Genomic DNA, 24345 nt, shown 5'->3' on the forward strand with positions numbered 1-24345 from the left:
TGCGTTTGTAGTTTAGTTAAACTTCTTTTTAAGGGGTAAATAGATGAAGAAAAAACTAAAAGATTTTGTTGAGATCACACAGGGTATCAATTCTTCACGGATAAGAAATGAAGATCGAGGAAATTTATATGATCAAAGAGATTTTGAAAAAGATCTTTTGAGAACTCCTTTGCCAAATAATATCCTAGGTCGAGAACAAAAGGGTGATTTTACGTTAAGAGCAGGTGACGTTATAATCAACAATATGAAGCAACAGGCAACGATCGTAAGTCCAGAGAGTGTTGGAAAGATATTAACGATGAACTTTTTAAGAGTGGAGTTTCTAAATGATAAGTTAGATAAACGTTTTTTTATCTATTTATTTAATGAAAATCGACAGATGAAAAGGCAAAAGGAACGAGAAACTCAAGGAGTCAGTAGTTTTGTTCAAAAAATCCCAATCAATAATTTAAAACAACTGACCATACCTGAAGTTTCGATCGAAAAGCAACAAAAAATAGGTCAAGCTTACGCTGAGCTTTTAGCAGTTAGAAAAAAATATTTAGATTTGATCAAATACAATGATCAAATGACATTAGAAATTTTAGAGCAATCAACGAAGGAAGAATAGGCATTGTGCTAAAATATAAATATTTATGCAAAAATAGTGTTAGAAAAATTAACAATTATGTAAAATGAGATTTTTTGTGGAGATATGATATCAAAAATGGTGTTAGGAGAACGATATGAAAGAAGAAAAAAGAAATATTCCTGAAGTTAGATTTAGGGAATTTGCGGGTGATAATGCAGACGCTTGGGAACTGCGGAAGTTGGGGGAAGTTGCAAATATTACAATGGGACAATCTCCTAACTCTGCTAATTATACTAATAATCCAAAGGACTATATCCTCGTTCAAGGAAATGCTGATATAAAAGATGGTAAAGTAGTACCGAGAGTTTGGACTACACAAATTACAAAAAAAGCATTCAAGGGTAATATTCTTTTAAGTGTACGAGCCCCGGTAGGCGATGTTGGAATTACTGATTATGATATTGTTATTGGTCGAGGCGTAGCAAGTTTGACAGGATCAAGCTTTATATACCAATTATTGAAAAAAATGAAGAATAGTGGATATTGGAATAAATTTGTAACAGGTTCTACTTTTGAATCTATTAATTCCAATGATGTAAAAAATGCTATAACTACAGTTCCACAAAATAAGTTAGAACAACAAAAAATCGGCACATTCTTCAAGCACCTAGATGAGTTAATTACCCTTCATCAGCGTGAGTTAGATAACTTGAAAGTATTAAAGAAAACATTATTGTCAAAAATGTTTCCAAAAAATGATGAAAAATACCCGGAAATACGTTTTTCAGGCTTTGCGGACGCTTGGGAACTGCGAAGGATAGGAGAATGTTTTGAAGAAAGATCATCAAGATCAGAAAAAGGTGAGTTGATTTCTGTAACAATTAATTCGGGGATTATTAAGGCTAGTGAATTAGAAAGAAAAGATATTTCTAGCTCAAGTAAGGCAAATTATAAAGTAGTACGTGTTGGTGATATTGCGTATAATTCAATGCGAATGTGGCAAGGGGCAAGTGGCTATTCTCCATATAATGGTATTTTAAGCCCAGCATACACTGTTTTAAAGCCAAAAGAAGATATTTATTCTAAATTCTTTGCGCAATATTTTAAACGAAGTGATGTTATTTGGTTATTTAGAATCAATTCTCAAGGATTGACGTCTGATACTTGGAATTTGAAATTTCCAGCTCTAAGTAAAATATATTTACGTGTTCCAACGATTAATGAGCAAATTAAAATTGCTAAGTATTTTAAGCACTTAGATGAGTTGATTACCCTTCATCAGCGTGAGTTAGATGACCTAAAAGTATTGAAAAAAACACTATTATCAAAAATGTTTGTATAAAAATTAATGATTGGAGAATTATAATGTCAAACAGTAAAGAACAAAGAACACAAACGTTATCTCAAGCGCTCTGGAATAGCGCCAATATTTTACGTTCAAAAATGGACGCCAATGATTACAAATCATATCTTTTAGGGCTAGTTTTTTATAAATTTTTATCGGATAAGGTACTACTCTATACTGCTAATAATCTTTTGGAAGAAGAAACAGATGACTTACAATTAGCACAAAAAATTTATGAAGAAGCATATAGTGATCCAGAACAAAAAGAAGATATTTTAAATATCTTAAAAGAGGAAATAGCCTATGCTATCGAACCACAATTGACTTTTACAGCATTGGTAAATCAAATAAATACAGGTGAATTTCAATTAGAATCGCTAGCACAAGGTTTTAGAAATATTGAACAAGCAAACGAAATTTTTGAAAATATGTTTGAAGACATTGATCTATATTCTAAAAAGTTAGGTCAAACACCACAAAAGCAAAATGCTACGATTTCAGCGATCATGAAAGAACTATCCACTCTAGATATTGCTGGACATTCTGGTGAATTACTTGGCGATGCCTACGAAGACCTTATCGGAAAATTTGCGGGAGAATCAGTAAAAAAAGCAGGAGAATTCTATACACCACAACCCGTTGCAAAGTTAATGACGCAAATTGCAATACATGGTAGAGAAAATCAACGAGGTTTTACCGTTTATGATCCTACGATGGGATCTGGGTCACTGTTATTAAATGCAAAAAAATACAGTAATGAACCGGGGTATATTTCATATTATGGGCAAGAATTAAATACTTCAACTTATAACTTAGCTAGAATGAATATGTTACTTCATGGTGTTGCAAATGAAAACCAAAAGTTACACAATGCTGATACGCTAGATAAAGATTGGCCAACTGATGAACCAACTGACTTTGATGCCGTTTTGATGAATCCTCCATATTCAGCTAAATGGAGTGCAGATAAGGGCTTTTTGCAAGATCCTCGTTTTTCTAACTTTGGTGTTCTTGCACCTAAGTCTAAAGCTGATTTTGCTTTTCTACTTCATGGCTTTTATCATTTGAAGCAAAATGGTGGTGTGATGGCGATCGTTTTGCCACACGGTGTATTATTCCGTGGTAACGCAGAAGGTAAGATCCGTAAACACTTACTGGAAGAAGGTGCGATCGATACGATTATCGGTATGCCAGCAAATATTTTCTATAATACCAGCATTCCGACGACTGTTATCATTTTAAAGAAGAATCGTACCAATCGTGATGTCTTATTTATTGATGCTTCAAAAGAGTTCGACAAAGGTAAAAATCAAAACACAATGACTGATGAGCATATTCAAAAGATTTTGGATGCTTATATTAAACGGGAAGATATCGATAAATTCGCCCATGTTGCAAGTTTTGATGAGATCAAAGAAAATGATTTTAATCTAAATATTCCTCGTTATGTTGATACTTTTGAGGAAGAAGAAGTTGTGCCACTTACTGAAATTGTTACCAACATTAATGAAACTAGAGCAGAGATCGAAAAGACAACAAATGAGTTATATGGTTTACTCGATGAATTAGTGGGAACTACCTCTGAAGCAGATAAAGAACTCCAAGAATTTTTAGCAAATTTCAAGAAATAAGTTAGCAACTGAAAAAAAGCGTGGGTAATGTTATCTGTGGCAAACGCTTGGGAACAGCGGAAGTTGGGGGAAATTGCAAATTCATTTTCTGGTGGTACACCATCAGTTGGGAATTCCAGTTACTACAACGGTAATATTCCATTTATTCGTTCTGGGGAAATAAATAGTAGTGGGACAGCTTTATTTTTGACAGAATCAGGTCTCGAAAATTCATCTGCAAAGTTAGTATTAGAGGGAGACCTTTTATATGCGTTATATGGAGCAACTAGTGGTGAAGTAGGTATATCTAAAATTAATGGAGCGATTAATCAAGCGATATTAGCTATTAAGCCATGTGATGGATACAGTTCTCAATTCATAATGCAGTGGTTAAAGCTACAAAAACAGAAGATAACAGATAAATACTTACAAGGTGGACAAGGCAATTTATCTGGTTCAATCATAAAAAAGCTAGTCTTAAATATTCCAAATTTTGAAGAACAACAAAAAATCGGCACATTCTTCAAGCACCTAGATGAGCTAATTACCCTTCATCAGTGTGAGTTAAAATCGTGTAACTATTAAAGGATCTTGGGAGTATTTTAGGCAGATGCTGTAAAATATTGTAAGTAATAAGGTAAAGTAAGTGTAAATTTGAGCCTGACGGTATGTAGTATTGTCAATTTTGACTAAGCAGAATTTTTGGTTTTAGTAGCTAATTTGCATAAAATATCGTAGAATTTTTTAGAGAAATAGCTGTAGATATTTTTGAGGGTATATTTTTAACGTAGTAATAAATATTCACAAATCGTTATGACATTGTTTAGATCAAGTGATGTCATAACGATTTTTTGCTTAATTTATGCTGCGATAGTTTGTGTCAAGCGCATAGATATTCTCTCAAAAAAGTTACGAACGCTTGGGAACTGCGGAAGTTAAAAGAGATTTTAGAAATTAATCCTAAAACTGAAAAAGTACCAGATATTTTTGAATATGTTGATTTGGGCAGTGTAGTTGGGACGGATTTGATTAAGCATACCAAAACTCTTAAAGAAAGTGCTCCTTCGCGTGCTCAAAGATTGGCAAAAAAAGGTGATGTATTTTATCAAACTGTTCGACCATACCAGAAAAACAACTATTTATATGAATTACAATATAATAATTATATTTTTTCTACTGGATATGCGCAATTACGACCATACTCCGGCGTGGATAGCAACTTTTTATTGAACTGTGTACAGGAAGAAAAATTTGTAACTACTGTTTTAAATTTTTGTACAGGAACAAGTTACCCAGCAATTAATTCTAAAGATTTAGGAAGGATAATGATAAAAATTCCGAAAGGTATTGAACAACAAAAAATCGGTACTCTCTTCAAGCGCCTAGATTCGTTAATTACCCTTCATCAGTGTAGAAGTAATAGACTCTTAAATACGTAGTTATCAAGTGATGACTGGATATTTATTAGAATGGTAGTTGGAAATGTGCTCGTCTGTATCATTTGTTAAAAAATATACATATCATATTTTTCACGGTAAGGAAGCTGAATTTGAAAATCGTACACAAGATGTAGCTATTCTTGATTCAATATAGGTGAACGTCAAAAAGAGTAACTATAAGATTACACATTACTTTCCATTTCAGAGATTAGTTTTTGTAACTTTTTCTAACATGTGAGATTGCCAAAAATCCAAACTCCGAATATAATTGTATAATTGGAGGTAATAGGTAATATATGAAAACAACATCTAATAATGCCGTTATGAAAGGGATCTTTTGGGCAGCGGTCGCTTCTGCTGTTTGGGGGATCTCGGGGACAACGGTGCAGTTTATTTCACAAAATCAAAATATTCCGGCTGACTGGTACTTATCGGTCCGTACGCTTGGCGCGGGTGTGATTTTGTTGATTATTAGTTTGTTTATGTATGGCAAACGAACTTTTGGCGTATTTTCTGATTGGAAAACTTTTGGTTGGTTATTAGCCTATGCTGTCTTTGGACTGATGGCTAATTTGTTGACCTTTTACATCTCGATCCAGCGCGGTAATGCTTCGGCAACAACGATCTTACAGTATCTAAGTCCGTTATTTATCGTCTTAGGTGGGATCTTTATCAAGCGCCAACGTCCGCTTACTACGGATATGCTTGCGTTTATCATTGCGTTAGTCGGTGTCGTTTTAGCACTTACTAAGGGTGATTTTACCAAGATGTCGATTCCGTTTGATTCACTCGTGTGGGGGATCGGTTCGGGTATCACGGCTGCCTTTTATGTGGTTTTACCTAAGCCAATTGCTAAAGATCATCCCCCGATCGTGATCTTGGGCTGGGGAACGTTGATTGCCGGGATCTTATTTAATTTATATCATCCCGTATGGAGCGATCATCCAGCGATCACCGGAACATTAGTGGCAACTCTTTCGACCGTGATCTTATTTGGAACGATCATTCCTTTTGGGTTGTTGCTTTACAGTTCGCGGTTTGCACCTTCAGATGTTATCAGTATCATGGATGCCTTACAACCAGCGGTCACGGCTGTTTTAAGTGTGATCTTCTTAGGGTTGGAGATGAACTGGATCGAAGTTGTGGGGATCATCTTAGTTATTGTTGCGATCTATATCTTGCAACGTGGCCGTAAAAATGCGCAAGAAGCGGGCTATCGTGAAGCAGATTTTTAAAAATAAACTTTAACTGGTCATGTTTTATGACCAGTTTTTAGTCTCAGGATAAATAGGGGATATGTATGAAAGCAAAAAATGATTTATTCACCTTAGAAGATGCGTTGATTTTAGCTGGTGATCCACCCACGGCTGCACAAATGGCGGCTTATATGCGTGATCAGTTTGAGTTTTTGGGGATCAAGACCCCTAAACGCCGGCAATTGTGTCGAGAGATATTTGCTAAAGCTGCTACTACTGGTGAGATCTCTTGGGAGTTTGTCACTTTTTGTTGGCAAAAGCCACAGCGTGAATTTCAGTACATCGCGTGTGACTATTTAGTAAAAATGAAAAAGTATCTCACTCTTGCCGACCTATCTAAGCTACAAGAACTAGTTGAGACTAAGTCTTGGTGGGATACGGTCGACACTTTGGTCAAACTATTTACCGAGTTGTACTTGCGCTATCCAACAGAGATGACTCAAGTACTGCTTAGTTGGAGCGTGGCAGAGAATTTTTGGTGTCGCCGGATCGCCCTTGAAGCACAGTTGTTGTTAAAAGAGCAGACCGATCCTGAACTCTTAGCCAAAATCATCCAAAATAATCTTGGAAGCACCGAATTTTTCATCAATAAGGCGATCGGTTGGGCGTTACGCGACTATTCTAAGACTGCCCCTGACTGGGTAAAAGACTTTATTACGACTCATCAAGCTAGCTTAAATCCACTTAGTATCCGTGAAGGCAGTAAGTATTTAAAATAAATTTTGCAAAAAGAGTTGTCCCTCGCTAAAAGTTGTGGTATGCTATAGCAGTTGAGAAAAAAAGCAGAGGCTCCCGCTTCTCGCCTAAGGGACAAGCAAGTCCCGGGGCAGAATTATGAAATGTAATTCCGATAAAAACGGATCTGTGCGGGTGTCTTGTAAATTTTTATGAGATACCCGCATTTTTTCTGCATTTTCTCTGAAATTTTTTGGAGGTGAAACGCCATAGCAGTTGATAAGATGGTAAACGAAGGCATTCGCGCACGTGAGTTACGCTTGATTGCTGATGATGGTTCCCAGTTGGGGGTCAAATCTAAGCAAGAAGCTTTGAAGTTGGCAGAGCAAGCTAACTTAGACCTTGTTTTGGTAGCACCTAAAGCAAAACCACCTGTTGCCAAGATCATGGATTATGGGAAGTATCGTTTTGAGTTGCAGAAGAAACAGCGTGAAGCTCGTAAAAAGCAAAAAGTGATCAACGTTAAAGAAGTTCGTTTGAGCCCAACGATCGATACAAACGACTTTAACACTAAAGTTAAGAATGCTCGTAAGTTCTTAGGTAAAGGTGATAAAGTTAAGGTCTCGATTCGTTTCAAGGGTCGTGCGATCACACATAAAGAGATCGGACGCGAAGTTCTTGATAGATTTGCTGCAGAAACAGATGATGTTGCGACAGTCGAATCTAAAGCAAAAATGGATGGACGCAGCATGTTCTTAATGCTTGCGCCTAAAGCCGAAAAATAGGCTGATAGTTTATTTAGGAGGAGTACAGTATTATGCCAAAACAAAAAACACACCGCGCATCAGCAAAACGCTTTAAGCGTACAGGAAATGGTGGTTTGAAGCGTGCTCACGCTTTCACATCTCACCGTTTCCACGGCAAGACAAAGAAACAACGCCGTCAATTGCGTAAACCAGCTATGGTATCTGCTTCAGATATGAAACGTATCAAGCAAATGCTTTCTCAAATGAAATAATTATTGAGATTCTATTACTCGGTTGCAATTTAACATTGCATAATTGTGCTTTGCGATGACGATTGTTGAATCGTTTTTTCAGCGCACAGATCAGTTTTGTGAGTCCCGCATAACGTCGGGCTAAGTTTAAGGAGGAATTAACCATGCCACGTGTTAAAGGTGGAACAGTTACGCGTCAACGCCGTAAAAAAATGATTAAATTAGCTAAAGGATACCGCGGTTCAAAGCATATCCAATTTAAGGTAGCTAAGCAACAAGTTATGAAGTCTTACCAATACGCATTCCGCGATCGTCGTAAGACAAAATCAAACTTCCGTAAATTATGGATTGCTCGTATCAACGCAGCAGCTCGTATGAACGATATCAGCTACAGCAAGTTGATGCACGGTTTGAAATTAGCTAACATTGATGTTAACCGTAAGATGTTAGCAGAACTTGCAATCAGCGATGCAGCTGCTTTCACAGCTCTTGTTGATGAAGCTAAGAAAGCTTTGGCAAAATAATTTGTCATGTATGAAAAGGCCGGGACAGCACTTGTCTCGGCTTTTTCTTTCATAGAATAAATTTTTGCTAAATATGCTTTTACTAGCATATAATGGTAGTTAGAGACTAAGATTTGAAGGAGAAAATATATTGTTTAAAAGATTTGAGCCGACATGGATGGTCGAATCGATTTATGACCTTTCCCCGACCGAATTAAAAGAAAAAGGTATTAAAGTGGTCTTAACGGATCTCGATAATACTTTGATTGCCTGGGATAACCCAAGTGGCACGCCGCAATTACGTGCTTGGTTGCAAAAGATGAAAGAAGCAAAGATCCCAGTAGTTGTTGTGTCTAATAATAAGCATGAACGGATAAAACGTGCTTTAAAAGATCTTCCCTTGCCATTTGTTTCCCGTGCCTTAAAACCATTAACTCGGGGGATCAACGAAGCTTTAAAACGCTACGATTTAGAAAAATCTGAGGCTGTTTTAGTAGGAGATCAGTTGATGACTGATGTGATGGCAGCTAATAATGCTGGGATCAGAAGTATTTTAGTTAAGCCATTAGTTGATTCTGATGCTTGGAATACTAAGATCAATCGTTTCTTTGAAAAACAGATCAAGCAATATTTGATCAAAAATAATCGATTTAGTACAAAATGGGGGCACACATTAGATGACTGAAAATGAAGAACTATATTGTATTGGCTGTGGGGCTAAGATTCAACCAGATGACAAGAGCCAACCTGGTTATACACCCAAAGCAGCGATCCAAAAGGGCTTAGAAAATAACGAACTCTATTGTCAACGTTGCTTTAGATTACGTCACTACAACGAAGTAGCCGATGTTTCTTTGACTGATGATGATTTCTTGCGTTTATTAAATCAAATCGGCCAAACTGACGCTTTGATCGTTAATGTGGTCGATATCTTTGATTTTAATGGTTCTTTGATTCCAGGGTTACACCGTTTTGTAGGCAATAATCCCGTGCTTTTAGTAGGTAATAAAGAAGATCTTTTACCTCATTCTTTGAAACGGACGAAAATCAAAGATTGGATGCGCCAAGAAGCCAACAAACAAGGGCTTCGTCCAGTTGATGTAGCTTTGACAAGTGCTAAGAGCGGTAAAGATCTAGAAGCTCTCTTGGAATTGATCGATAAGTACCGTGAAGGGCGCGATGTTTATGTCGTAGGGGTAACAAACGTTGGTAAGTCGACCTTGATCAACCGCATCATCAACGAAACTACCGGTGAAAAAGATTTGATCACAACGTCGCGTTTCCCAGGAACCACGCTTGATCGTATCGAAATCCCTTTTGGTGACGGACATTACTTGATCGACACTCCAGGGATCATTCATAAGCATCAAATGGCACACTATTTATCACCAAAAGAATTACGTTTAGCTGCACCTCAAAAAGAGATCAAGCCTAAAGTTTATCAATTAAATGAAGGTCAGACCCTATTCTTTGGGGCTTTGGCGCGTTTTGACTATATTTCAGGTGGTAAACAAGGCGTTGTAGTTTATATGGACAATAATTTAATGACACACCGGACTAAGACGCAAAAGGCCAGCGAATTTTACGCTAAACACGCAGGAACATTATTGACACCACCAACTGAAGCTGAAATGAAAGACTTTCCTAAGCTAGTCCGCTTTGAGTTCAAGACAACTGAAAAAAGTGATCTTGTTTTTGCCGGACTTGGTTGGGTCACGGTCAAGGCTAATAGCATCGTTGCTGGCTGGGCGCCAGAAGGTGTTGCCGTTATTTTAAGAAGAGCAATGATTTAGAGAGGATTTATTTTAGTATGCAATTAAAGGGTAAACAAAAACGTTATTTACGTGCACAAGCACATGATATGCGCCCATTATTTCAAGTTGGAAAAGAAGGCTTAAGTGCAAATTGGTTAGCACAAATCGAAGATGCCATCGAAAAGCGTGAATTGTTTAAAGTTAATATTTTGCAAAACGCTTTAGTTGAAGATGAAGAAGTGATCGCTTTTATCGAAGAAAATACTGATATTCAAGTAGTTCAAAAAATCGGGCATGTGTTAGTGCTCTTTAAACAAGCTAACAAGAAAGATAATCGTTCCTACTCACTTGAAGTAGCCAAATTATAGAGGTAAGTACTCATGAGCACGACTCAAGTAACAACGATCGCTCCTAAAGTTCAAGTCGAACCCTTAGAGAACGCACCGAAAAAAAGGATCGGGATCATGGGGGGCACCTTTAATCCGCCTCATTTAGGGCATTTGATCATGGCTAAACAAGTTCAAGAACAGCTTGATCTTGATAAAGTCTTATTTATGCCTGATAACTTACCACCACACGTTGATAAAAAAAGTGCGATCGCACCGGAATATCGGCTAAAAATGGTTGAGTTAAGCATCGCTAACGAAGAAAAATTTCAACTAGAAGATCTTGAGATCAAACGTGGTGGGATCAGTTATACCTATGATACGGTCAAAGAGCTAAAGGAACTTTATCCGCACACTGATTTTTATTTTATCATCGGTGGTGATATGGTCGATTATTTACCTAAATGGTATAAGATCGATGAACTAGTTCACATGATCCAATTTGTCAGTGTTGAGCGAAAAGGTTATGAAAAAAAGAGTGATTATCCGCTTATTTGGGTCGATGTTCCGCGAATCGATATTAGCTCATCAATGATTCGTGACAAGATCGCCCAACAAAAATCGATCAAATATTTAGTAACTACCGAAGTTGAAAAATATATCAAACAAGAAGGTCTCTATCATGACACAAACAGTTGAATATCAAAAGCATTATTACCCAGGCACACGCGAAGAATTAGTTGCCAAAGTTAAAGCACAAGTAAGTCAAAAACGCTTTGACCATATTTTAGGGGTCGAACAAGCTGCTATTGAACTTGCTAAAGCTAATAACTTTGACGTCGAAGCAGCTAGTGTGGCAGCCTTAGTTCATGATTATGCAAAAGAGCGCAGCGCCGAAGAATTTTGTAACGTGATCAAAGCAAAGGGACTTGCTCCCGATCTATTGAATTGGAACAATTTTATTTGGCATGGAGTCGTGGGTGCAGAGATCATTAAAGATGAATTGAAGATCACCGATGACACGATTTTAAATGCGGTGCGTCATCATACCGTGGGGGCACCACAAATGTCGACTCTGGATCAAATCGTTTATGTTGCTGATTTTATTGAAGCTGGACGTGATTTTCCGGGGGTATCAGAAGCACGTGAAATTGCTGCTAAAGACCTAACTGCAGCCGTTTCCTTTGAGACAAAACACACCTTACTTTATTTATTAAATGGCAATAAAACGATTTATCCCGCTGCAATCTTAACGTATAATGCTTACGTTGCTAAATAAAACACAGTACGAAGGAGAAATTTAATGAATAGTCAAGAATTATTAGAATTAGTTGTAAAAGCTGCTGACAGCAAGCGGGCTGAAGAAATTGTAGCTTTAGACGTCGAAAATGTCAGCTTATTAGCTGATTACTTTGTGATCATGCAAGGTGGTTCTGAACGTCAAGTTAAGGCGATCACCGAAGCAATCGTTGAAAAAATGCATGAAACACACCAAGATATCAAGAGTGTTGAAGGTAAAGATGGCGCTAACTGGATCTTATTAGATCTAGGTGATGTGATCGTTCATGTCTTTAAAGAAGAAACACGCCAATTTTACAACTTAGAAAAATTATGGTCTGATGCACCACTAGTTGATATCAGCGCTTGGGTCAAAGATTAAGATGATTTATTCAAGTTTTGCCAAGCTCTATGATGAGTTGATGGATCCAACAATGTATGATCAATGGCTTGAATTTGTGAACCAAGAGCTTGACCCAACAGAAGGTGAAGTTTTAGATTTAGCCTGTGGGGCAGGGCGTTTAGCCGTCATGATGGCTAAAGCGGGTTACCGAGTTAGTGGGGTCGATTTATCAGAAGAAATGCTCTCACTAGCTGAAATGCACGCGCGTGAAGCTAACTTGGAGCTTGCATTTATGCAAGGTAATATGCTTGATCTTTCAGAACTGGCAACTTTTAGTGCCATTACGTGTTTTGCCGATTCCTTTTGTTATTTAAAAGATGAAGCCCAACTTTTGCAAGCTTTTAATGAGGTTTATAACCATTTAGAAGCTGATGGCAAGTTTATCTTTGATGTGATCACGCCTTATCAAACAGATGAGATCTATCCAGGGTATATGTATAACTATACGGATGAAACCCAAGCCTTTATTTGGTCAAGTTTTGCCGATGATTTTGAACATAGCGCTGTTCATGAGCTCACATTTTTTGTGTGGAATGAAACCTTGCAAAGTTATGAACGGGTCAGTGAGGTCCATCATGAACGCACCTATGAGCTGGAAAAATATTTAGCATTACTAGCAAAAGCAGGTTTTAAAAATATTCAAGTCAGTGCCGATTTTGGCAAAGCGGTTCCTGATGAGAAAACGACGCGTTGGTTCTTTAGTTGTCAAAAGTAAGGTAGGAGATCACGATGCCAGTAGCAGGAATCATTGCAGAATATAATCCATTTCATAACGGGCATTTATATCAAATAAAAGCGGTCAAAGAAGCTATGCCTGACACACCGATCGTAGTTGCGATGAGTGGTAATTTCTTGCAACGCGGAGAACCGGCATGTCTAGATAAATGGACCAGAGCAAAGTTGGCCTTGCAAAATGGTGCTGATCTAGTCGTGGAAATGCCGGTCAGTGCTTGTGTGCAACCAGCTGATCGTTTTGCCTTTAATGGTGTACAAATTTTAGCCTCTTTAGGGGTGAGTGATTTATTTTTTGGCGCAGAACACGCTGAATATGATTTTGCAAAATTTGCACGTTTAGTCAAAGAAGCCCATGGCGAGTTTAAGACATATAATGAATCTTATGCAGCTACTTTTCAAAAGGCTGTGACTGAAAAAATCGGCCACCCAGTCGATAGTCCCAATGATTTGTTGGGCTTGGCTTATGCTAAAGCTAACCTAAATTTAGGTGAACCGTTAAAGCTTCACCCGATCCAACGTAAACAAGCGGGTTATCATGATCTGATCCTAAAAAAAGGGACGATCGCCAGTGCTTCAGCGATCAGAAGCCATTACGCTAAGGGCGAACGTGCAACTTTGACACAGTATTTGCCCCAAGAAAGTGCTCAAGCTCTACGTACCCAAAAATTATTGTATTGGGATGATTTTTTCCCGTATTTAAAATATAAGCTCTTAGCATCATCACCAGAAGAATTGCAAAATATTTACGGGATGGCAGAAGGAATTGAGTACCGATTAAAAGATCAATTAGAACGAGCTAAGCCCACAGTGACATTTGATGAATGGCTCAAAGCGGTGAAGACTAAACGTTTTACGTATACACGTCTTTCCCGGTTAGCTTGTGCAATTTTACTCAATTTAACGCCTAAAGAAGTGGCGGAGTATAATGAGCAACCTTATTTACGGATCTTAGGGTTTGATCAAGCTGGCCAAGAAGTTTTGCGCCAAGCGAAAAAAACAAGTACTTGCGAATTGATCGCTAAAGTTTCACAAGATGATAAGAATAAAGCATATCGCGTTGATTATCGTGCAGGAAAAATATATCAGTTACAAAATATGTTCGAGCAGGACTTAAAAAGGGCGCCAATACGCATTTTCTCGTAGGGTGTCAAGGAAAAAGCATTGACAAAGCTTTTTAAAGCAAGTATAATCAATTTTGTTGCATTAGGAGGAATATAGCATGAAATGGTCATTAAATGAATTGCGCCAAACTGCTGATGAACCGTTGATGTTTGAAGAAACTTTAGATCTTAAAGAATCTTTGAAACAACGGCGTCCAGATATTTTGGATGTATCCGATGTTTTAGTCAAAGGCATCTTTTCGGTCGACGAATTAGGTGTCTTAGGCTATGCCAAAGTTAAAGTAAAGATCGTCTTACCGTCGTCGCGTTCACTTGAACCGGCTGAGTTAGATTTAAACTTTGATTTTACAGAACATTATGTCAGCTATCATGAGCGCGATTTATCACGTTTTGAGGATACAGATGTTGTGATCGTTTTAGAAAATGATATTTTAGACTTAAACAGCGTGATCGAAGACAATATTTTGTTACAAATTCCGATGCAGGTTTTAACTGATGCTGAGCAACAAGATGAAGCTACAATGCCCGAAGGTGGCGATTGGAATGTCGTCAGTGAAGGCCAGTTAAAGAAGATGCAAAAAGATGAAAATGGGATTGATCCACGTTTAGCAAAATTGCAGGATTTTTTCAAAAATTCGCAAGATTAGTTGCAAAAGTGATGAATAACAAGTAAAATTCTTTTTGTTGAATATTTTCAAAATTTTAAAGGAGGTGTTTCTCGATGGCTGTACCAGCACGTAAAACATCTAAGACACGTAAGAGATTACGTCGTACACACTACAAATTGTCAGTACCTGGCATGAGCGCTTGCCCTAACTGTGGTGAATTGAGAAAGTCACACCATGTTTGCCCATCTTGCGGTTTCTACGGTGACAAAGAAGTTGTAAAAACTAAATAATGCAAGTTAATTACTGATATGGGACCATGGCCCTATTAGTTTTTGCTTGAAAGTACGCCCCCGATCTGCGGATCGTGGGGCGTTTCTTTATTGAAAGGCAAAAGCACACTAAAAGAGAAATCTATGGTAGAATTAAATTTAAATGATTAACGGAGGTTTTTTTATGGACGTCCATAATGTTGAATTAACGATCAGTGCGGTCGATCCAGCCCAATATCCTGCTGAAGGCTATCCTGAAATTGCTTTGTCGGGTCGTTCTAATGTGGGAAAGTCATCCTTGATAAATACTTTGATCAACCGTAAAAATTATGCCCGAACATCAAGCCAACCAGGGAAGACACAGACGCTTAATTTTTATAATATTGAAGATGAGCTATATTTTGTCGACGTTCCAGGTTACGGTTATGCTAAAGTTTCTAAAAAAGACCGTGAGAAGTGGGGCAAAATGATCGAAAAATATTTTGAAACTCGCTCAGAGCTTAGGGGTGTGATCTCGCTTGTCGATGCGCGTCATGAGCCAACTGAACTTGATTGCCAAATGATCGAGTTTTTACATTATTATAATTTACCGATTTTAGTCGTTGGTACTAAGATCGATAAAATTGCCCGTGGTAAGTGGAATAAGAGTGAGAGTATCATTCGCAAGAAATTAAAACTATATCCTGAAGATGAAGTGGTGCTCTTTTCTGCTGTCACAAAAACGGGCAAGGATCAGGTCTGGGAGTGGATCGAAAAACATACTAATTAATTAGGGGGAACATCTAGATGGAATTTAACGAGTATCAACAAGCAGCTAACCGTACTTTATATGGAAATGAACAAGTTTTGACCAATTGTGCCCTTGGTCTAGCAGGTGAAAGTGGACAATTGATCGATTTAGTTAAAGATTATACTTTTAAGGGCAAAGATCTTGACCGGCAAAAGTTGATCACCGAAATGGGCGATGTTTTGTGGTATCTTTCGCAAATCGCTCAATGGGCGGACATTCCATTTGATGAAGTAGCAAAAGATAATATTGATACGTTAAACCGTCGCTATCCAAATGGTTTTACACCTAATGCATAGTATAAAAAAGGAACGTACGAAGCGCTCCCTTTTTTATTATCCAAAATTATTTGCCTTTTTTCTTATCTTTATCTTCTTTTTTAGGATCAGATTTTTCTTCTTCTTTGCTTTTTTTGTTGGGCTCAATTGCAAATTTACTGAAAAGATCATCAAGATCGGTCGTTTGATTGATTTTTAGACCCATGGTTAATCCCTACTTTCTTGAATTTATCCTTAGAATACCAGTTATAAAGTGTTTTTTCAAATAGAATATATTCAAGATAAACTGTATAAAAATAAATTTGATAAATAAATATTGCATAAATAATCTTTACCGGGTATAATATTCATAAATTATTAAAAAACATTAAACAAAGGAGTTATTAGGCATGAGCAAATTAAAGAGATTATTTTTGGTCTGCACTTTAATGTTTGCAGTGTTCTTTTCCATTGAACAGGTAAGCGTTAAAGCGGATTCGACTGATAATTCAGTGGAACAGATCAAAAAAAGTGGTAAATTAGTTGTCGGAACTAGCGCTGATTACCCACCATATGAATTTACCGTTAAAGAAAACGGGCAAACAAAATATGTTGGGATCGATATTGAGATCGCTAAACAATTGGCGAAAAATTTAGGTGTTAAACTTGAGATCAAAAACATGTCATTTGATTCATTATTGGTAGCCTTAGAGTCACATAAAGTTGATGCAATTATTTCTGCGATGAGTCCAACCGATGAACGAAAAAAGAGTGTTGATTTCTCAAATATTTACTACACTGGTAAGCAATATATGCTGATCAATAAAAAAGATGCCAGCAAGTATAAAACATTATCTGATTTTAAAAATGCTACGGTCGGTGCCCAAAAAGGTTCGATCCAATATGAATTAGTCCAAGAGCAATTATCAAGTAGTACTTTAAAGGGCCTTTCAAAGTTAAGTGACCTTGTGATCGCCCTTCAATCAGGTAAAGTTAACGGGATCGTAATGGAAGAACCAACAGCTAAAGCTTATGCAGCTAATAATAGTCAGCTAGTTGCAATTGATCCAGGATTTACTGAATCTAGCGGTGAAAATGGCTCAGCGATTGCTTTTGCGAAAAATTCACCCGCCTTGGTTGCAGTAGCAAATAAGACGATCGCACAGATCAAAAAACAAGATTTGATCAACAAGAAATATATCCCCCAAGCAGCTAAATATATGTCAACAAGTACCAAAAACAATACTATGTGGAGTTATTGGACTTACTTTGCTAAAGGGATCGAATATACTTTGATCATCACGATAGCAGGGGTCTTCTTTGGTTTTATTTTAGGGACATTCCTTTCATTGATGCGTCTTTCAGAAAGCAAGTTGCTTCACAGTGTAGCTGTTTGCTATATTGAATTTGTCAGAGGAACACCATTGATGGTGCAAGTAATGTTTGTCTACTTTGGAATCGGGGCGGTGATTCAATCCTTACCAGCACTTACCGCAGGGATCATTGCAGTTTCGCTTAATTCAGCAGCTTATATTGCAGAAGTTATCAGATCTGGGATCGAATCTATTCCAGTTGGTCAAACTGAAGCAGCTCGTTCATTAGGGATGAGTAAACAAGAAACCTATCGTTACGTTGTGATTCCTCAAGCATTGAAGAATATTTGGCCTGCGTTAGGAAATGAATTTGTAACATTGATCAAGGAAAGCTCGATCGTTTCGATCATTGGGGTCAGCGATTTGATGTATCAGACCCAATTGGTTCAATCAGCAACTTATAAAGGGGTTCTACCACTCTTTATCGCAATGTTGATCTACTTTGTAATGACATTTGGACTTTCCAAGTTGCTCAACTTATTTGAAAGGAAGTTAAACCATGGATAATATGCTTGAAATCAAGAATTTGAAAAAGACTTTTGGTAAAAATGAAGTTTTAAAAGATATTACTGAAAATGTAGAAAAAGGCCAAGTTATCTGTGTGATCGGTCCTTCTGGTTCAGGTAAGAGTACCTTTTTACGGTGTTTAAATGTGTTGGAACAACCAACTAGTGGCAAGATCATTTTTGATGGTCAAGATTTAGCTCATATTTCTGAAAAAGAATTGAATGTTTTACGGGAAAAAATGGGCATGGTTTTCCAAGGGTTTAATCTCTTTCCTAATATGAGTGTTCTTGAAAATATTAAGTTGGCTCCAATGAAAGTTAAAAAAGTGAGCGCAGAAGAAGCGGAAAAACGGGGCAAAGAATTACTCGATCGAGTTGGCTTATTAGATAAAGCTGATCAATATCCAGATAGTCTTTCTGGGGGACAAAAGCAACGGGTGGCAATTGCACGTGCTTTAGCAATGGATCCAGAAGTGATCTTATTTGATGAACCAACTTCAGCTTTAGACCCGGAAATGGTCGGTGAAGTTTTAAAAGTTATGCAAGATCTAGCCGATAGTGGCATGACAATGGTCGTGGTAACTCACGAAATGGGCTTTGCGCGTGAAGTGGCTGATGAAGTTTGGTTTATGGCAGATGGCTATATTCAAGAAATTGGTAAGCCAGAAGAAATTTTTGAACATCCTAAATCTGAACGGGCTAAAGATTTCTTAGCAAAAGTCTTATAAAAATAAATTAATTTTTTCTGTCTAAGAAGAGTTAAAGACTAATTATGATGTGAAAGTCGTAGTTAGTCTTTTTTGTATCTTATAATCAGTATTAAATCAATGAACTGAAGAAATTTTATAAAAACAAAACATTTGTTCAATTTTTGAGCAAACGTTTTGATGATTTTTGCGGTATAATTAAGGTAGAAGTTGGGAAAGGAATCAAGAAAAGATGGCCTCAGAGCATATTGAAAACAAATTAAAACTTTTACCAGATCTACCAGGCTGTTATCTGATGAAAGATATCAATAGCAAGATTATTTATGTTGGTAAGGCTAAAAATTTAAAAAATCGGGTCAGGTCTTATTTTAAAAGCTCGCATGAAGGTAAGACAGCAAAGCTTGTTTCAGAGATCTATGATTTTGAAACGATCGTTACTTCGACTGATAAAGAAGCTTTTTTGTTAGAAATCACGCTGATCCAAAAGCATAAGCCCCACTATAACATCAAATTAAAACGAGGTACTGGTTATCCATACATTAAAATTACCAAGGAAAAAGACCCAGTAATAAAAATCGTCAGTCAAGTAAGAAAAGATGGTGGTTATTACTTTGGTCCATATCCTAATGTGTATGCTGCCCAAGAAACAATGCAATTGCTCCAAAAAGTTTATCCTTTGAGGCGTTGTCATGGTTATCAAAAAAGACCTTGTTTGTATTATCACATGGGGCAGTGTTTAGGGGCATGTTTTAAAGAAGTTGATCAAGCAGAATACCAAAAAAATATTAAGAAGATCAAATCCTTTTTAGGTGGTAATGTTGCCGGGATCAAAAAAGAATTAACTAAAAAGATGGAAAAAGCTGCTAGTGAGATGGAATATGAACGAGCAGCCGAGATCAGAGATCAAATTCGCTATGTTGAAGTTACCGTTGAACGGCAAAAAATTATCTCAAATGATAATACACCCCGTGATCTCTTTGCTTTTTATATGGATAAAGGCTGGATTTCGATTCAAGTCTTTTTCATTCGGCAAGCGCGTTTGATGAAACGAGAAAAACGGCTATTTCCATGTATCGACACGCCTGAAGCAGAGCTAGCTTCGTTTATTTTACAATTTTATAATCAGAAAAATCGGATCTTACCAAAAGAGATCTTAGTGCCTGCAGAAATTGATAAAGAAATTTTAGCGGATATTTTAAATACGCCCGTTAAGACCCCAAAACGGGGAACTAAAAGGGAATTATTGGAAATGGCACAAAAAAATGCTCAACTACTCTTAGAAGAAAAATTTAGGCTCTTGGAGTTAGATGATCGTAAAACGACTGGGGCGATGAAAGAACTGACTGATGCTCTTGGAATGGCACCTGGGCATCGAATCGAAGCCTTTGACCACTCACATATTCAAGGTAGTGACCTTGTATCGGCAATGGTCACGTTCATTGACGGACGACCAGAAAAAAATGAGTATCGCAAATATAAGCTCCAGACGGTCGATCACGCTGATGAAGCAGCTAGCACTAGAGAAGTCATCTATCGGCGCTATAGTCGCTTGTTGAAAGAAAAAAAGCCCTTGCCTGATTTGATCTTAATGGATGGGGCGATGATTCAAGTTGATGCTGCCATTGATGTCTTGCATAATCAGCTAGGGATCCAGATTCCAGTTGCTGGGATGGTCAAAAATGATCACCATAAAACAGCTGATCTGATTTCGGCAACAGGGCAAAAAATCGGTTTAGATCCAAAAAGTGAAGGCTTTTATCTTTTAAATCGGATTCAAGAAGAAGTCCATCGTTTTGCAATCAGCTTCCACCGCCAAGTACGCTCGAAAAATTCGCTTTCTTCGCGTTTAGAACGAATCCCCGGTGTAGGACCAAAGACACGGATCAAACTTTTGCGTGAATATGGTTCACTAAAGAAAATTGCGGATGCTTCGCTTGAAGAATTGCAGTCTAAGGGTATTTCTAAAAAGGTGGCACAAACGATCAAATTAAGTTTAAACAACCAGTAAAGAGTCGCTAAAATTAAGCGATTCTTAGTTGACGATTAGTGAAAAAAACTGTTATATTGAAGACTAACATAATTATTGCTTTTAGCTTAAATTTGTTAATTTAAGTATGTTCGTTAAAAATAAGTAGATCATATTTTAGTACTAAATAATTATGTTTGTTGGTTCAAGTTAGAAGGGTGAATTAAATGTTTGTAGATCAAGTAAAAATTCAAGTTAAAGCAGGTAAAGGGGGCGATGGAGCAGTTGCATTCCGGCGTGAAAAATATGTTCCTAATGGTGGCCCTGCTGGTGGTGACGGTGGCAAAGGTGGTAGCGTCATCTTAAAAGTTGATGAAGGCTTACGGACACTGATGGATTTTCGCTACCATCGGATCTTTAAAGCTAAGCCGGGGCAAAACGGGATGATCAAGGGGATGTACGGTCGTGGTGCTAAAGATCTATATATCTCTGTCCCTCAAGGAACAACGGTTATTGATAATGAAACTGGCGAGATCTTGGGCGATCTAGTTGAAAATGGCGAAGAACTAGTAGTAGCTAAAGGCGGTCGTGGTGGTCGCGGAAATATCCACTTTGCATCTGCGAAAAATCCAGCGCCTGAGATCGCTGAAAATGGTGAACCAGGGATCGAACGTGAATTAAAACTTGAGTTAAAAGTTTTAGCAGATGTTGGTTTAGTTGGTTTTCCTTCCGTGGGTAAGTCTACGTTACTTTCAGTTGTAACTAGTGCTAAGCCTAAAATTGCTGATTATCATTTCACGACGTTAGTACCAAATTTGGGTATGGTTCGTCTAGATGATGGGCAAGATTTCGTGATGGCTGACCTTCCAGGCTTGATCGAAGGGGCTTCCCAAGGTGTCGGTTTAGGGATCCAATTCTTGCGGCACGTTGAAAGAACGCGGGTCATTTTACACTTAGTAGACATGTCAGGCACTGAAGGCCGTGACCCGTTTGAAGACTATCTAAAGATCAATGCTGAATTAGAAAAATATGATCCAGAGCTCTTAAAACGGCCACAGATCGTTGTCGCATCTAAGATGGATATGCCAGATGCTGAGAAAAATTTAGCTGAGTTCAAAGAAAAATTAGCTAAGGATAAAACATTACCTACCTTACCTGAGGTCTTACCGATCTCATCGATGACTCATCAAGGTTTAGATGAATTGTTGCATAAAACAGCAGCCTTGCTGGAACAAACTCCAGCCTTTGAAACAATGGCTGAAAAGCAACAAAAAGAACAAGAAAAACTCTACGAATTTACCCCAGAGACCGAAGAAAAAGCATTCACACTTACGCGTGCTGCAGATGCTACTTGGGTCCTTTCCGGTGAGAAGTTAGAAAAACTCTTTAAGATGACAAACTTAGATCATGAAGAAAGTATGATGCGTTTTGCTCGTCAATTGAGAGGTATGGGAGTTGACGAAGAATTACGCAGTCGAGGTGCTCAAAATGGCGACTTGGTACGTATCGGCAACTTTACATTTGAATTTGTGGAATAGGAGCACACAATATTAAGGAATAGGTAAATGGGAAAAAGGTTAAAAAAGAGTAGGTATATCACTGGGTTTGATGGTATTAGGACCATCGCTGTTGTTGCGGTTATTTTGTATCACTTGGCACCTTACCAATTTCAAGGTGGGTTTCTCGGGGTACCGATTTTCTTTGTTGTTTCTGGATATTTGATCACCGATTTGTTATTTCAAGAGTGGAATCAAAATCGGCGGATCGATATCAAAGGTTTTTATATTAGGCGTGTTAAACGGCTGTACCCTGCCTTAGTTGCACTGGTGTTAGTAACTACTGCATATATAACTTTGTTTGCACGTGACTTATTGACCAATATTCGAGCGATTATCGTTACCAATTTTTTGTATGTTTATAATTGGTTTCAAGTTTCACATCATGAATCTTACTTTGATAAATTTGGCTCGCAATCACCGTTTACTCATCTTTGGTCGCTTTCGATCGAAGGGCAGTTTTACTTACTTTGGCCAATAATAATTTTGTTATTAGTAAAATTTGTAAAGAAAAAGCAACCAATTTTTGATGTGATGGTCGTTTTAGCCTTCATCTCAGCTTTGTTAATGGCTCTTTTGTATCATAATGGTCAAGATCCTTCACGCGTTTATTACGGGACGGATACACGCATGTTTTCCATTCTTTTAGGCACGGCTTTGGCGGTCGTTTGGCCAAGCACTTCAATGAAAAAGAAGTTGCCGAAAAATTTACGTTTAGGCCTTGATGGAATCGGGCTAGGAGCTTTACTTTTATTAGTACTGATGTTTATGTACATGACTGGTGAAAGTATTTTAGTTTACCGTGGCGGGATGTTTTTCTTCTCTGTTGTTTCAATGGTCTTTGTAGCGATCGTTGCTCATCCCGGAGCTGATCTTAATCGGCTATTGACCAATCCAGTATTTACTTGGATCGGGAAGAGAAGTTATGGTATTTATCTTTACCAATATCCTGTGTTAGTCTTTTTTGAAAGAAAGGTAAATGTTGCTGATCATCCATTTTTCTATGGGCTCATTGAAGTGATCTTGATTTTGATCATCAGTGATATTTCCTATCGTTTCTTGGAAATTCCGTTGCAACGCTTTGACTACTCTAAGACTTGGAGTACGCTAAAAGAGATCGTTAAACCTGATTCGAATTTTGGAAAAAAGCGTTGGTATTTAGCACTGCCAAGTACAATCATTTTGGTTGCTTTAACTGGGGCGATCATCTCACCAGCTTATAGTTCAACGAGTAGCGATAGTGCGTTGGAAAAGGCAATCACAGCTAATAACAAAAAAGTCGCTGATCAAAATAAGAAAATTGCTCAAAATAGTAGTTCTACGAGTGCAACGTCTTCATCAGCAACTTCTGCAACTAGCTCAAGTGCAAGTTCAGCAAGTTCGACTGCTAGCGACGCTCCAAAATTAACGGAAGCACAGTTGCAAACGGCTAAAACTTTACAGATCACGGCAGTAGGTGATTCAGTTTTAGCGGATGCTTCCGCTGCTTTACAAGAGATTTTCCCTAATATGTATATTGATGCTAAAGTGGGACGACAACCACGTGAAATTATTCCAATTTTACAAAGTTTGTCGCAGAGTGGAAAGTTAGCTAATACAGTCTTGATCAGTGAAGGGACTAATGGTCCTTACTCAGAACAAGAAATGCAACAGATCATGGATATCTTAGGATCACAACGAAAAGTATATTGGGTAAACGTGCATGTACCGACTCGTCGGTGGCAAGATCAAGTAAATAGCGATCTAGCAGCTTCGGCTAAGAAGTACAGTAATTTGCATATTATTGACTGGTATAGTTACAGTAAAGATCATAGCAGTTGGTTTTACAGTGACAATGTCCATCCAAACAAAGAGGGCTTACAATACTATGCCCCATATATTGCTAAACAGATCCTAAGCTAATTAACATAAACAAAAATAGATCCCCAAGATTGGAAAAACCAATTTAGGGGATCTATTTTTGTCAGTTAGACGCAAGCACTAAACCTTGAGAAGTCAATTTAAATCCAAAAATAAGCCGTTTTTCTTCGTTAAGTAGAGCATAAATCGGAAGAGAATGTGGTGCTTTGCCTAAGTTTTGCCGTACTTTTTCTAAGGTAAAGGGTTTAGCAAGTGGTAATAAAATTACTTGTTCATCTAAAACACGAATAACGCCAGTTGGTAAAAGTTCACCATGAGATTGCAAAAAAACATTTAATTTAGGAGATAGATCGGTAGTTAAAACTAAAAAATCACTAATGATCATCAAATCACCTCGAATTAAAAGTAACTGTACTTACATTATCTCATATTAATCTCAAAAA

At 37.6% G+C, this 24345-nt stretch carries 29 protein-coding genes and 1 other annotated feature; of the genes, 27 read left to right on the forward strand and 2 right to left on the reverse strand.

Annotation, left to right across the window (positions count from 1 at the left end):
• Positions 1–43 precede the first annotated feature (43 nt).
• From FC32_RS06930 to FC32_RS07030, 22 genes are all read left to right on the forward strand, one after another.
• Positions 44–610, forward strand: a complete 567-nt coding sequence (locus FC32_RS06930) for a restriction endonuclease subunit S (RefSeq protein ID WP_025086973.1) — start codon at positions 44–46, stop codon at positions 608–610.
• A gap of 115 nt (positions 611–725) precedes the next feature.
• On the forward strand, positions 726–1913 hold the full coding sequence (locus tag FC32_RS06935) for a restriction endonuclease subunit S (RefSeq protein ID WP_025086972.1): 1188 nt from the start codon (positions 726–728) through the stop codon (positions 1911–1913).
• Between the two features lie 23 nt (positions 1914–1936).
• The gene (locus FC32_RS06940) at positions 1937–3547 is read left to right on the forward strand and encodes a type I restriction-modification system subunit M (protein WP_025086971.1); all 1611 of its coding nucleotides are present in this window, start codon (positions 1937–1939) and stop codon (positions 3545–3547) included.
• A 36-nt stretch (positions 3548–3583) separates the two neighbouring features.
• Positions 3584–4111 carry a restriction endonuclease subunit S gene (locus FC32_RS06945; RefSeq protein WP_235804343.1) on the forward strand — a complete coding sequence of 176 codons (528 nt, stop codon included), beginning with the start codon at positions 3584–3586 and terminating at the stop codon, positions 4109–4111.
• A gap of 266 nt (positions 4112–4377) precedes the next feature.
• Positions 4378–4965, forward strand: a complete 588-nt coding sequence (locus FC32_RS06950; protein WP_235804344.1) for a restriction endonuclease subunit S — start codon at positions 4378–4380, stop codon at positions 4963–4965.
• 296 nt (positions 4966–5261) lie between these two features.
• Entirely contained in the window at positions 5262–6200 is a 939-nt protein-coding gene (locus tag FC32_RS06955) for a DMT family transporter (protein WP_025086968.1), read from the forward strand.
• Between the two features lie 65 nt (positions 6201–6265).
• On the forward strand, positions 6266–6940 hold the full coding sequence (locus FC32_RS06960; protein ID WP_025086967.1) for a DNA alkylation repair protein: 675 nt from the start codon (positions 6266–6268) through the stop codon (positions 6938–6940).
• A 55-nt stretch (positions 6941–6995) separates the two neighbouring features.
• Positions 6996–7135 (forward strand) — a sequence feature (ribosomal protein L20 leader region).
• A gap of 45 nt (positions 7136–7180) precedes the next feature.
• A complete protein-coding gene (infC, locus tag FC32_RS06965) occupies positions 7181–7681 on the forward strand; it encodes a translation initiation factor IF-3 (RefSeq protein ID WP_025086966.1) in 501 nt (166 codons plus the stop codon).
• A gap of 32 nt (positions 7682–7713) precedes the next feature.
• Entirely contained in the window at positions 7714–7914 is a 201-nt protein-coding gene (gene rpmI, locus FC32_RS06970) for a 50S ribosomal protein L35 (RefSeq protein WP_004047272.1), read from the forward strand.
• Positions 7915–8057: 143 nt separating this feature from the next.
• Positions 8058–8417, forward strand: a complete 360-nt coding sequence (rplT, locus tag FC32_RS06975) for a 50S ribosomal protein L20 (RefSeq protein WP_056957345.1) — start codon at positions 8058–8060, stop codon at positions 8415–8417.
• 130 nt (positions 8418–8547) lie between these two features.
• Entirely contained in the window at positions 8548–9081 is a 534-nt protein-coding gene (locus FC32_RS06980) for a YqeG family HAD IIIA-type phosphatase (RefSeq protein WP_056957346.1), read from the forward strand.
• Positions 9074–10189, forward strand: a complete 1116-nt coding sequence (gene yqeH / locus FC32_RS06985; RefSeq protein WP_025086965.1) for a ribosome biogenesis GTPase YqeH — start codon at positions 9074–9076, stop codon at positions 10187–10189. Before FC32_RS06980 ends, yqeH begins: the two co-directional genes overlap by 8 nt.
• A gap of 17 nt (positions 10190–10206) precedes the next feature.
• Entirely contained in the window at positions 10207–10518 is a 312-nt protein-coding gene (gene yhbY, locus FC32_RS06990; RefSeq protein ID WP_025086964.1) for a ribosome assembly RNA-binding protein YhbY, read from the forward strand.
• A gap of 12 nt (positions 10519–10530) precedes the next feature.
• Positions 10531–11175, forward strand: coding sequence for a nicotinate-nucleotide adenylyltransferase (locus tag FC32_RS06995; RefSeq protein ID WP_025086963.1), 645 nt, complete (start codon positions 10531–10533; stop codon positions 11173–11175).
• On the forward strand, positions 11159–11755 hold the full coding sequence (gene yqeK / locus FC32_RS07000) for a bis(5'-nucleosyl)-tetraphosphatase (symmetrical) YqeK (protein WP_025086962.1): 597 nt from the start codon (positions 11159–11161) through the stop codon (positions 11753–11755). Before FC32_RS06995 ends, yqeK begins: the two co-directional genes overlap by 17 nt.
• A gap of 24 nt (positions 11756–11779) precedes the next feature.
• On the forward strand, positions 11780–12136 hold the full coding sequence (rsfS, locus tag FC32_RS07005; protein ID WP_025086961.1) for a ribosome silencing factor: 357 nt from the start codon (positions 11780–11782) through the stop codon (positions 12134–12136).
• 1 nt (position 12137) lies between these two features.
• Positions 12138–12872: a class I SAM-dependent DNA methyltransferase gene (locus tag FC32_RS07010; RefSeq protein WP_056957347.1), complete on the forward strand. Its 735-nt coding sequence runs from the start codon at positions 12138–12140 to the stop codon at positions 12870–12872.
• A 14-nt stretch (positions 12873–12886) separates the two neighbouring features.
• Positions 12887–14035 (forward strand): nucleotidyltransferase, encoded by a 1149-nt coding sequence (locus FC32_RS07015; RefSeq protein WP_025086960.1) that lies wholly within the window; start codon positions 12887–12889, stop codon positions 14033–14035.
• 76 nt (positions 14036–14111) lie between these two features.
• Positions 14112–14660 (forward strand): YceD family protein, encoded by a 549-nt coding sequence (locus tag FC32_RS07020; protein WP_025086959.1) that lies wholly within the window; start codon positions 14112–14114, stop codon positions 14658–14660.
• Positions 14661–14734: 74 nt separating this feature from the next.
• Positions 14735–14911 carry a 50S ribosomal protein L32 gene (gene rpmF / locus FC32_RS10430; protein ID WP_081780055.1) on the forward strand — a complete coding sequence of 59 codons (177 nt, stop codon included), beginning with the start codon at positions 14735–14737 and terminating at the stop codon, positions 14909–14911.
• Between the two features lie 163 nt (positions 14912–15074).
• Entirely contained in the window at positions 15075–15659 is a 585-nt protein-coding gene (gene yihA, locus FC32_RS07025) for a ribosome biogenesis GTP-binding protein YihA/YsxC (protein WP_056957348.1), read from the forward strand.
• 17 nt (positions 15660–15676) lie between these two features.
• The gene (locus FC32_RS07030) at positions 15677–15976 is read left to right on the forward strand and encodes a nucleoside triphosphate pyrophosphohydrolase family protein (RefSeq protein WP_025086958.1); all 300 of its coding nucleotides are present in this window, start codon (positions 15677–15679) and stop codon (positions 15974–15976) included.
• 46 nt (positions 15977–16022) lie between these two features.
• Here FC32_RS07030 and FC32_RS10800 read toward each other — a convergent pair whose 3' ends face one another.
• Positions 16023–16160 (reverse strand): SPJ_0845 family protein, encoded by a 138-nt coding sequence (locus FC32_RS10800; protein WP_169816521.1) that lies wholly within the window; start codon positions 16158–16160, stop codon positions 16023–16025.
• Positions 16161–16344: 184 nt separating this feature from the next.
• Between FC32_RS10800 and FC32_RS07035 the strand changes: the two genes are divergently transcribed.
• From FC32_RS07035 to FC32_RS07055, 5 genes are all read left to right on the forward strand, one after another.
• Positions 16345–17814 (forward strand): ABC transporter substrate-binding protein/permease, encoded by a 1470-nt coding sequence (locus FC32_RS07035; protein WP_025086956.1) that lies wholly within the window; start codon positions 16345–16347, stop codon positions 17812–17814.
• Between the two features lies 1 nt (position 17815).
• Entirely contained in the window at positions 17816–18541 is a 726-nt protein-coding gene (locus FC32_RS07040; RefSeq protein WP_162150518.1) for an amino acid ABC transporter ATP-binding protein, read from the forward strand.
• A 211-nt stretch (positions 18542–18752) separates the two neighbouring features.
• Complete coding sequence (gene uvrC / locus FC32_RS07045; protein WP_056957349.1) at positions 18753–20528, forward strand: excinuclease ABC subunit UvrC; 1776 nt, start codon at positions 18753–18755, stop codon at positions 20526–20528.
• A 185-nt stretch (positions 20529–20713) separates the two neighbouring features.
• The gene (gene obgE / locus FC32_RS07050; protein ID WP_056957350.1) at positions 20714–22024 is read left to right on the forward strand and encodes a GTPase ObgE; all 1311 of its coding nucleotides are present in this window, start codon (positions 20714–20716) and stop codon (positions 22022–22024) included.
• Positions 22025–22051: 27 nt separating this feature from the next.
• Positions 22052–23944, forward strand: a complete 1893-nt coding sequence (locus FC32_RS07055) for an acyltransferase family protein (protein ID WP_056957351.1) — start codon at positions 22052–22054, stop codon at positions 23942–23944.
• Between the two features lie 61 nt (positions 23945–24005).
• On the opposite strand, the gene FC32_RS07060 is transcribed toward FC32_RS07055, so the two are convergent.
• Positions 24006–24287 carry a hypothetical protein gene (locus FC32_RS07060; protein ID WP_025086954.1) on the reverse strand — a complete coding sequence of 94 codons (282 nt, stop codon included), beginning with the start codon at positions 24285–24287 and terminating at the stop codon, positions 24006–24008.
• Positions 24288–24345 lie beyond the last annotated feature (58 nt).

The sequence above is a fragment of the Ligilactobacillus apodemi DSM 16634 = JCM 16172 genome (assembly GCF_001434405.1).
GTDB classification, from domain to species: domain Bacteria; phylum Bacillota; class Bacilli; order Lactobacillales; family Lactobacillaceae; genus Ligilactobacillus; species Ligilactobacillus apodemi.

What these genes read in the sequence shown, in the direction of transcription:
- FC32_RS06930 (WP_025086973.1), top strand. Translation starts at nt 44, where the DNA reads ATGAAGAAAAAACTAAAAGATTTTGTTGAGATCACACAGGGTATCAAT.
- FC32_RS06935 (WP_025086972.1), top strand. Translation starts at nt 726, where the DNA reads ATGAAAGAAGAAAAAAGAAATATTCCTGAAGTTAGATTTAGGGAATTT.
- FC32_RS06940 (WP_025086971.1), top strand. Translation starts at nt 1,937, where the DNA reads ATGTCAAACAGTAAAGAACAAAGAACACAAACGTTATCTCAAGCGCTC.
- FC32_RS06955 (WP_025086968.1), top strand. Translation starts at nt 5,262, where the DNA reads ATGAAAACAACATCTAATAATGCCGTTATGAAAGGGATCTTTTGGGCA.
- FC32_RS06960 (WP_025086967.1), top strand. Translation starts at nt 6,266, where the DNA reads ATGAAAGCAAAAAATGATTTATTCACCTTAGAAGATGCGTTGATTTTA.
- infC (WP_025086966.1), top strand. Translation starts at nt 7,181, where the DNA reads ATGGTAAACGAAGGCATTCGCGCACGTGAGTTACGCTTGATTGCTGAT.
- rpmI (WP_004047272.1), top strand. Translation starts at nt 7,714, where the DNA reads ATGCCAAAACAAAAAACACACCGCGCATCAGCAAAACGCTTTAAGCGT.
- rplT (WP_056957345.1), top strand. Translation starts at nt 8,058, where the DNA reads ATGCCACGTGTTAAAGGTGGAACAGTTACGCGTCAACGCCGTAAAAAA.
- yqeH (WP_025086965.1), top strand. Translation starts at nt 9,074, where the DNA reads ATGACTGAAAATGAAGAACTATATTGTATTGGCTGTGGGGCTAAGATT.
- yhbY (WP_025086964.1), top strand. Translation starts at nt 10,207, where the DNA reads ATGCAATTAAAGGGTAAACAAAAACGTTATTTACGTGCACAAGCACAT.
- FC32_RS06995 (WP_025086963.1), top strand. Translation starts at nt 10,531, where the DNA reads ATGAGCACGACTCAAGTAACAACGATCGCTCCTAAAGTTCAAGTCGAA.
- yqeK (WP_025086962.1), top strand. Translation starts at nt 11,159, where the DNA reads ATGACACAAACAGTTGAATATCAAAAGCATTATTACCCAGGCACACGC.
- rsfS (WP_025086961.1), top strand. Translation starts at nt 11,780, where the DNA reads ATGAATAGTCAAGAATTATTAGAATTAGTTGTAAAAGCTGCTGACAGC.
- FC32_RS07010 (WP_056957347.1), top strand. Translation starts at nt 12,138, where the DNA reads ATGATTTATTCAAGTTTTGCCAAGCTCTATGATGAGTTGATGGATCCA.
- FC32_RS07015 (WP_025086960.1), top strand. Translation starts at nt 12,887, where the DNA reads ATGCCAGTAGCAGGAATCATTGCAGAATATAATCCATTTCATAACGGG.
- FC32_RS07020 (WP_025086959.1), top strand. Translation starts at nt 14,112, where the DNA reads ATGAAATGGTCATTAAATGAATTGCGCCAAACTGCTGATGAACCGTTG.
- rpmF (WP_081780055.1), top strand. Translation starts at nt 14,735, where the DNA reads ATGGCTGTACCAGCACGTAAAACATCTAAGACACGTAAGAGATTACGT.
- yihA (WP_056957348.1), top strand. Translation starts at nt 15,075, where the DNA reads ATGGACGTCCATAATGTTGAATTAACGATCAGTGCGGTCGATCCAGCC.
- FC32_RS07030 (WP_025086958.1), top strand. Translation starts at nt 15,677, where the DNA reads ATGGAATTTAACGAGTATCAACAAGCAGCTAACCGTACTTTATATGGA.
- FC32_RS10800 (WP_169816521.1), bottom strand. Translation starts at nt 16,160, where the DNA reads ATGGGTCTAAAAATCAATCAAACGACCGATCTTGATGATCTTTTCAGT.
- FC32_RS07035 (WP_025086956.1), top strand. Translation starts at nt 16,345, where the DNA reads ATGAGCAAATTAAAGAGATTATTTTTGGTCTGCACTTTAATGTTTGCA.
- FC32_RS07040 (WP_162150518.1), top strand. Translation starts at nt 17,816, where the DNA reads ATGCTTGAAATCAAGAATTTGAAAAAGACTTTTGGTAAAAATGAAGTT.
- uvrC (WP_056957349.1), top strand. Translation starts at nt 18,753, where the DNA reads ATGGCCTCAGAGCATATTGAAAACAAATTAAAACTTTTACCAGATCTA.
- obgE (WP_056957350.1), top strand. Translation starts at nt 20,714, where the DNA reads ATGTTTGTAGATCAAGTAAAAATTCAAGTTAAAGCAGGTAAAGGGGGC.
- FC32_RS07055 (WP_056957351.1), top strand. Translation starts at nt 22,052, where the DNA reads ATGGGAAAAAGGTTAAAAAAGAGTAGGTATATCACTGGGTTTGATGGT.
- FC32_RS07060 (WP_025086954.1), bottom strand. Translation starts at nt 24,287, where the DNA reads ATGATCATTAGTGATTTTTTAGTTTTAACTACCGATCTATCTCCTAAA.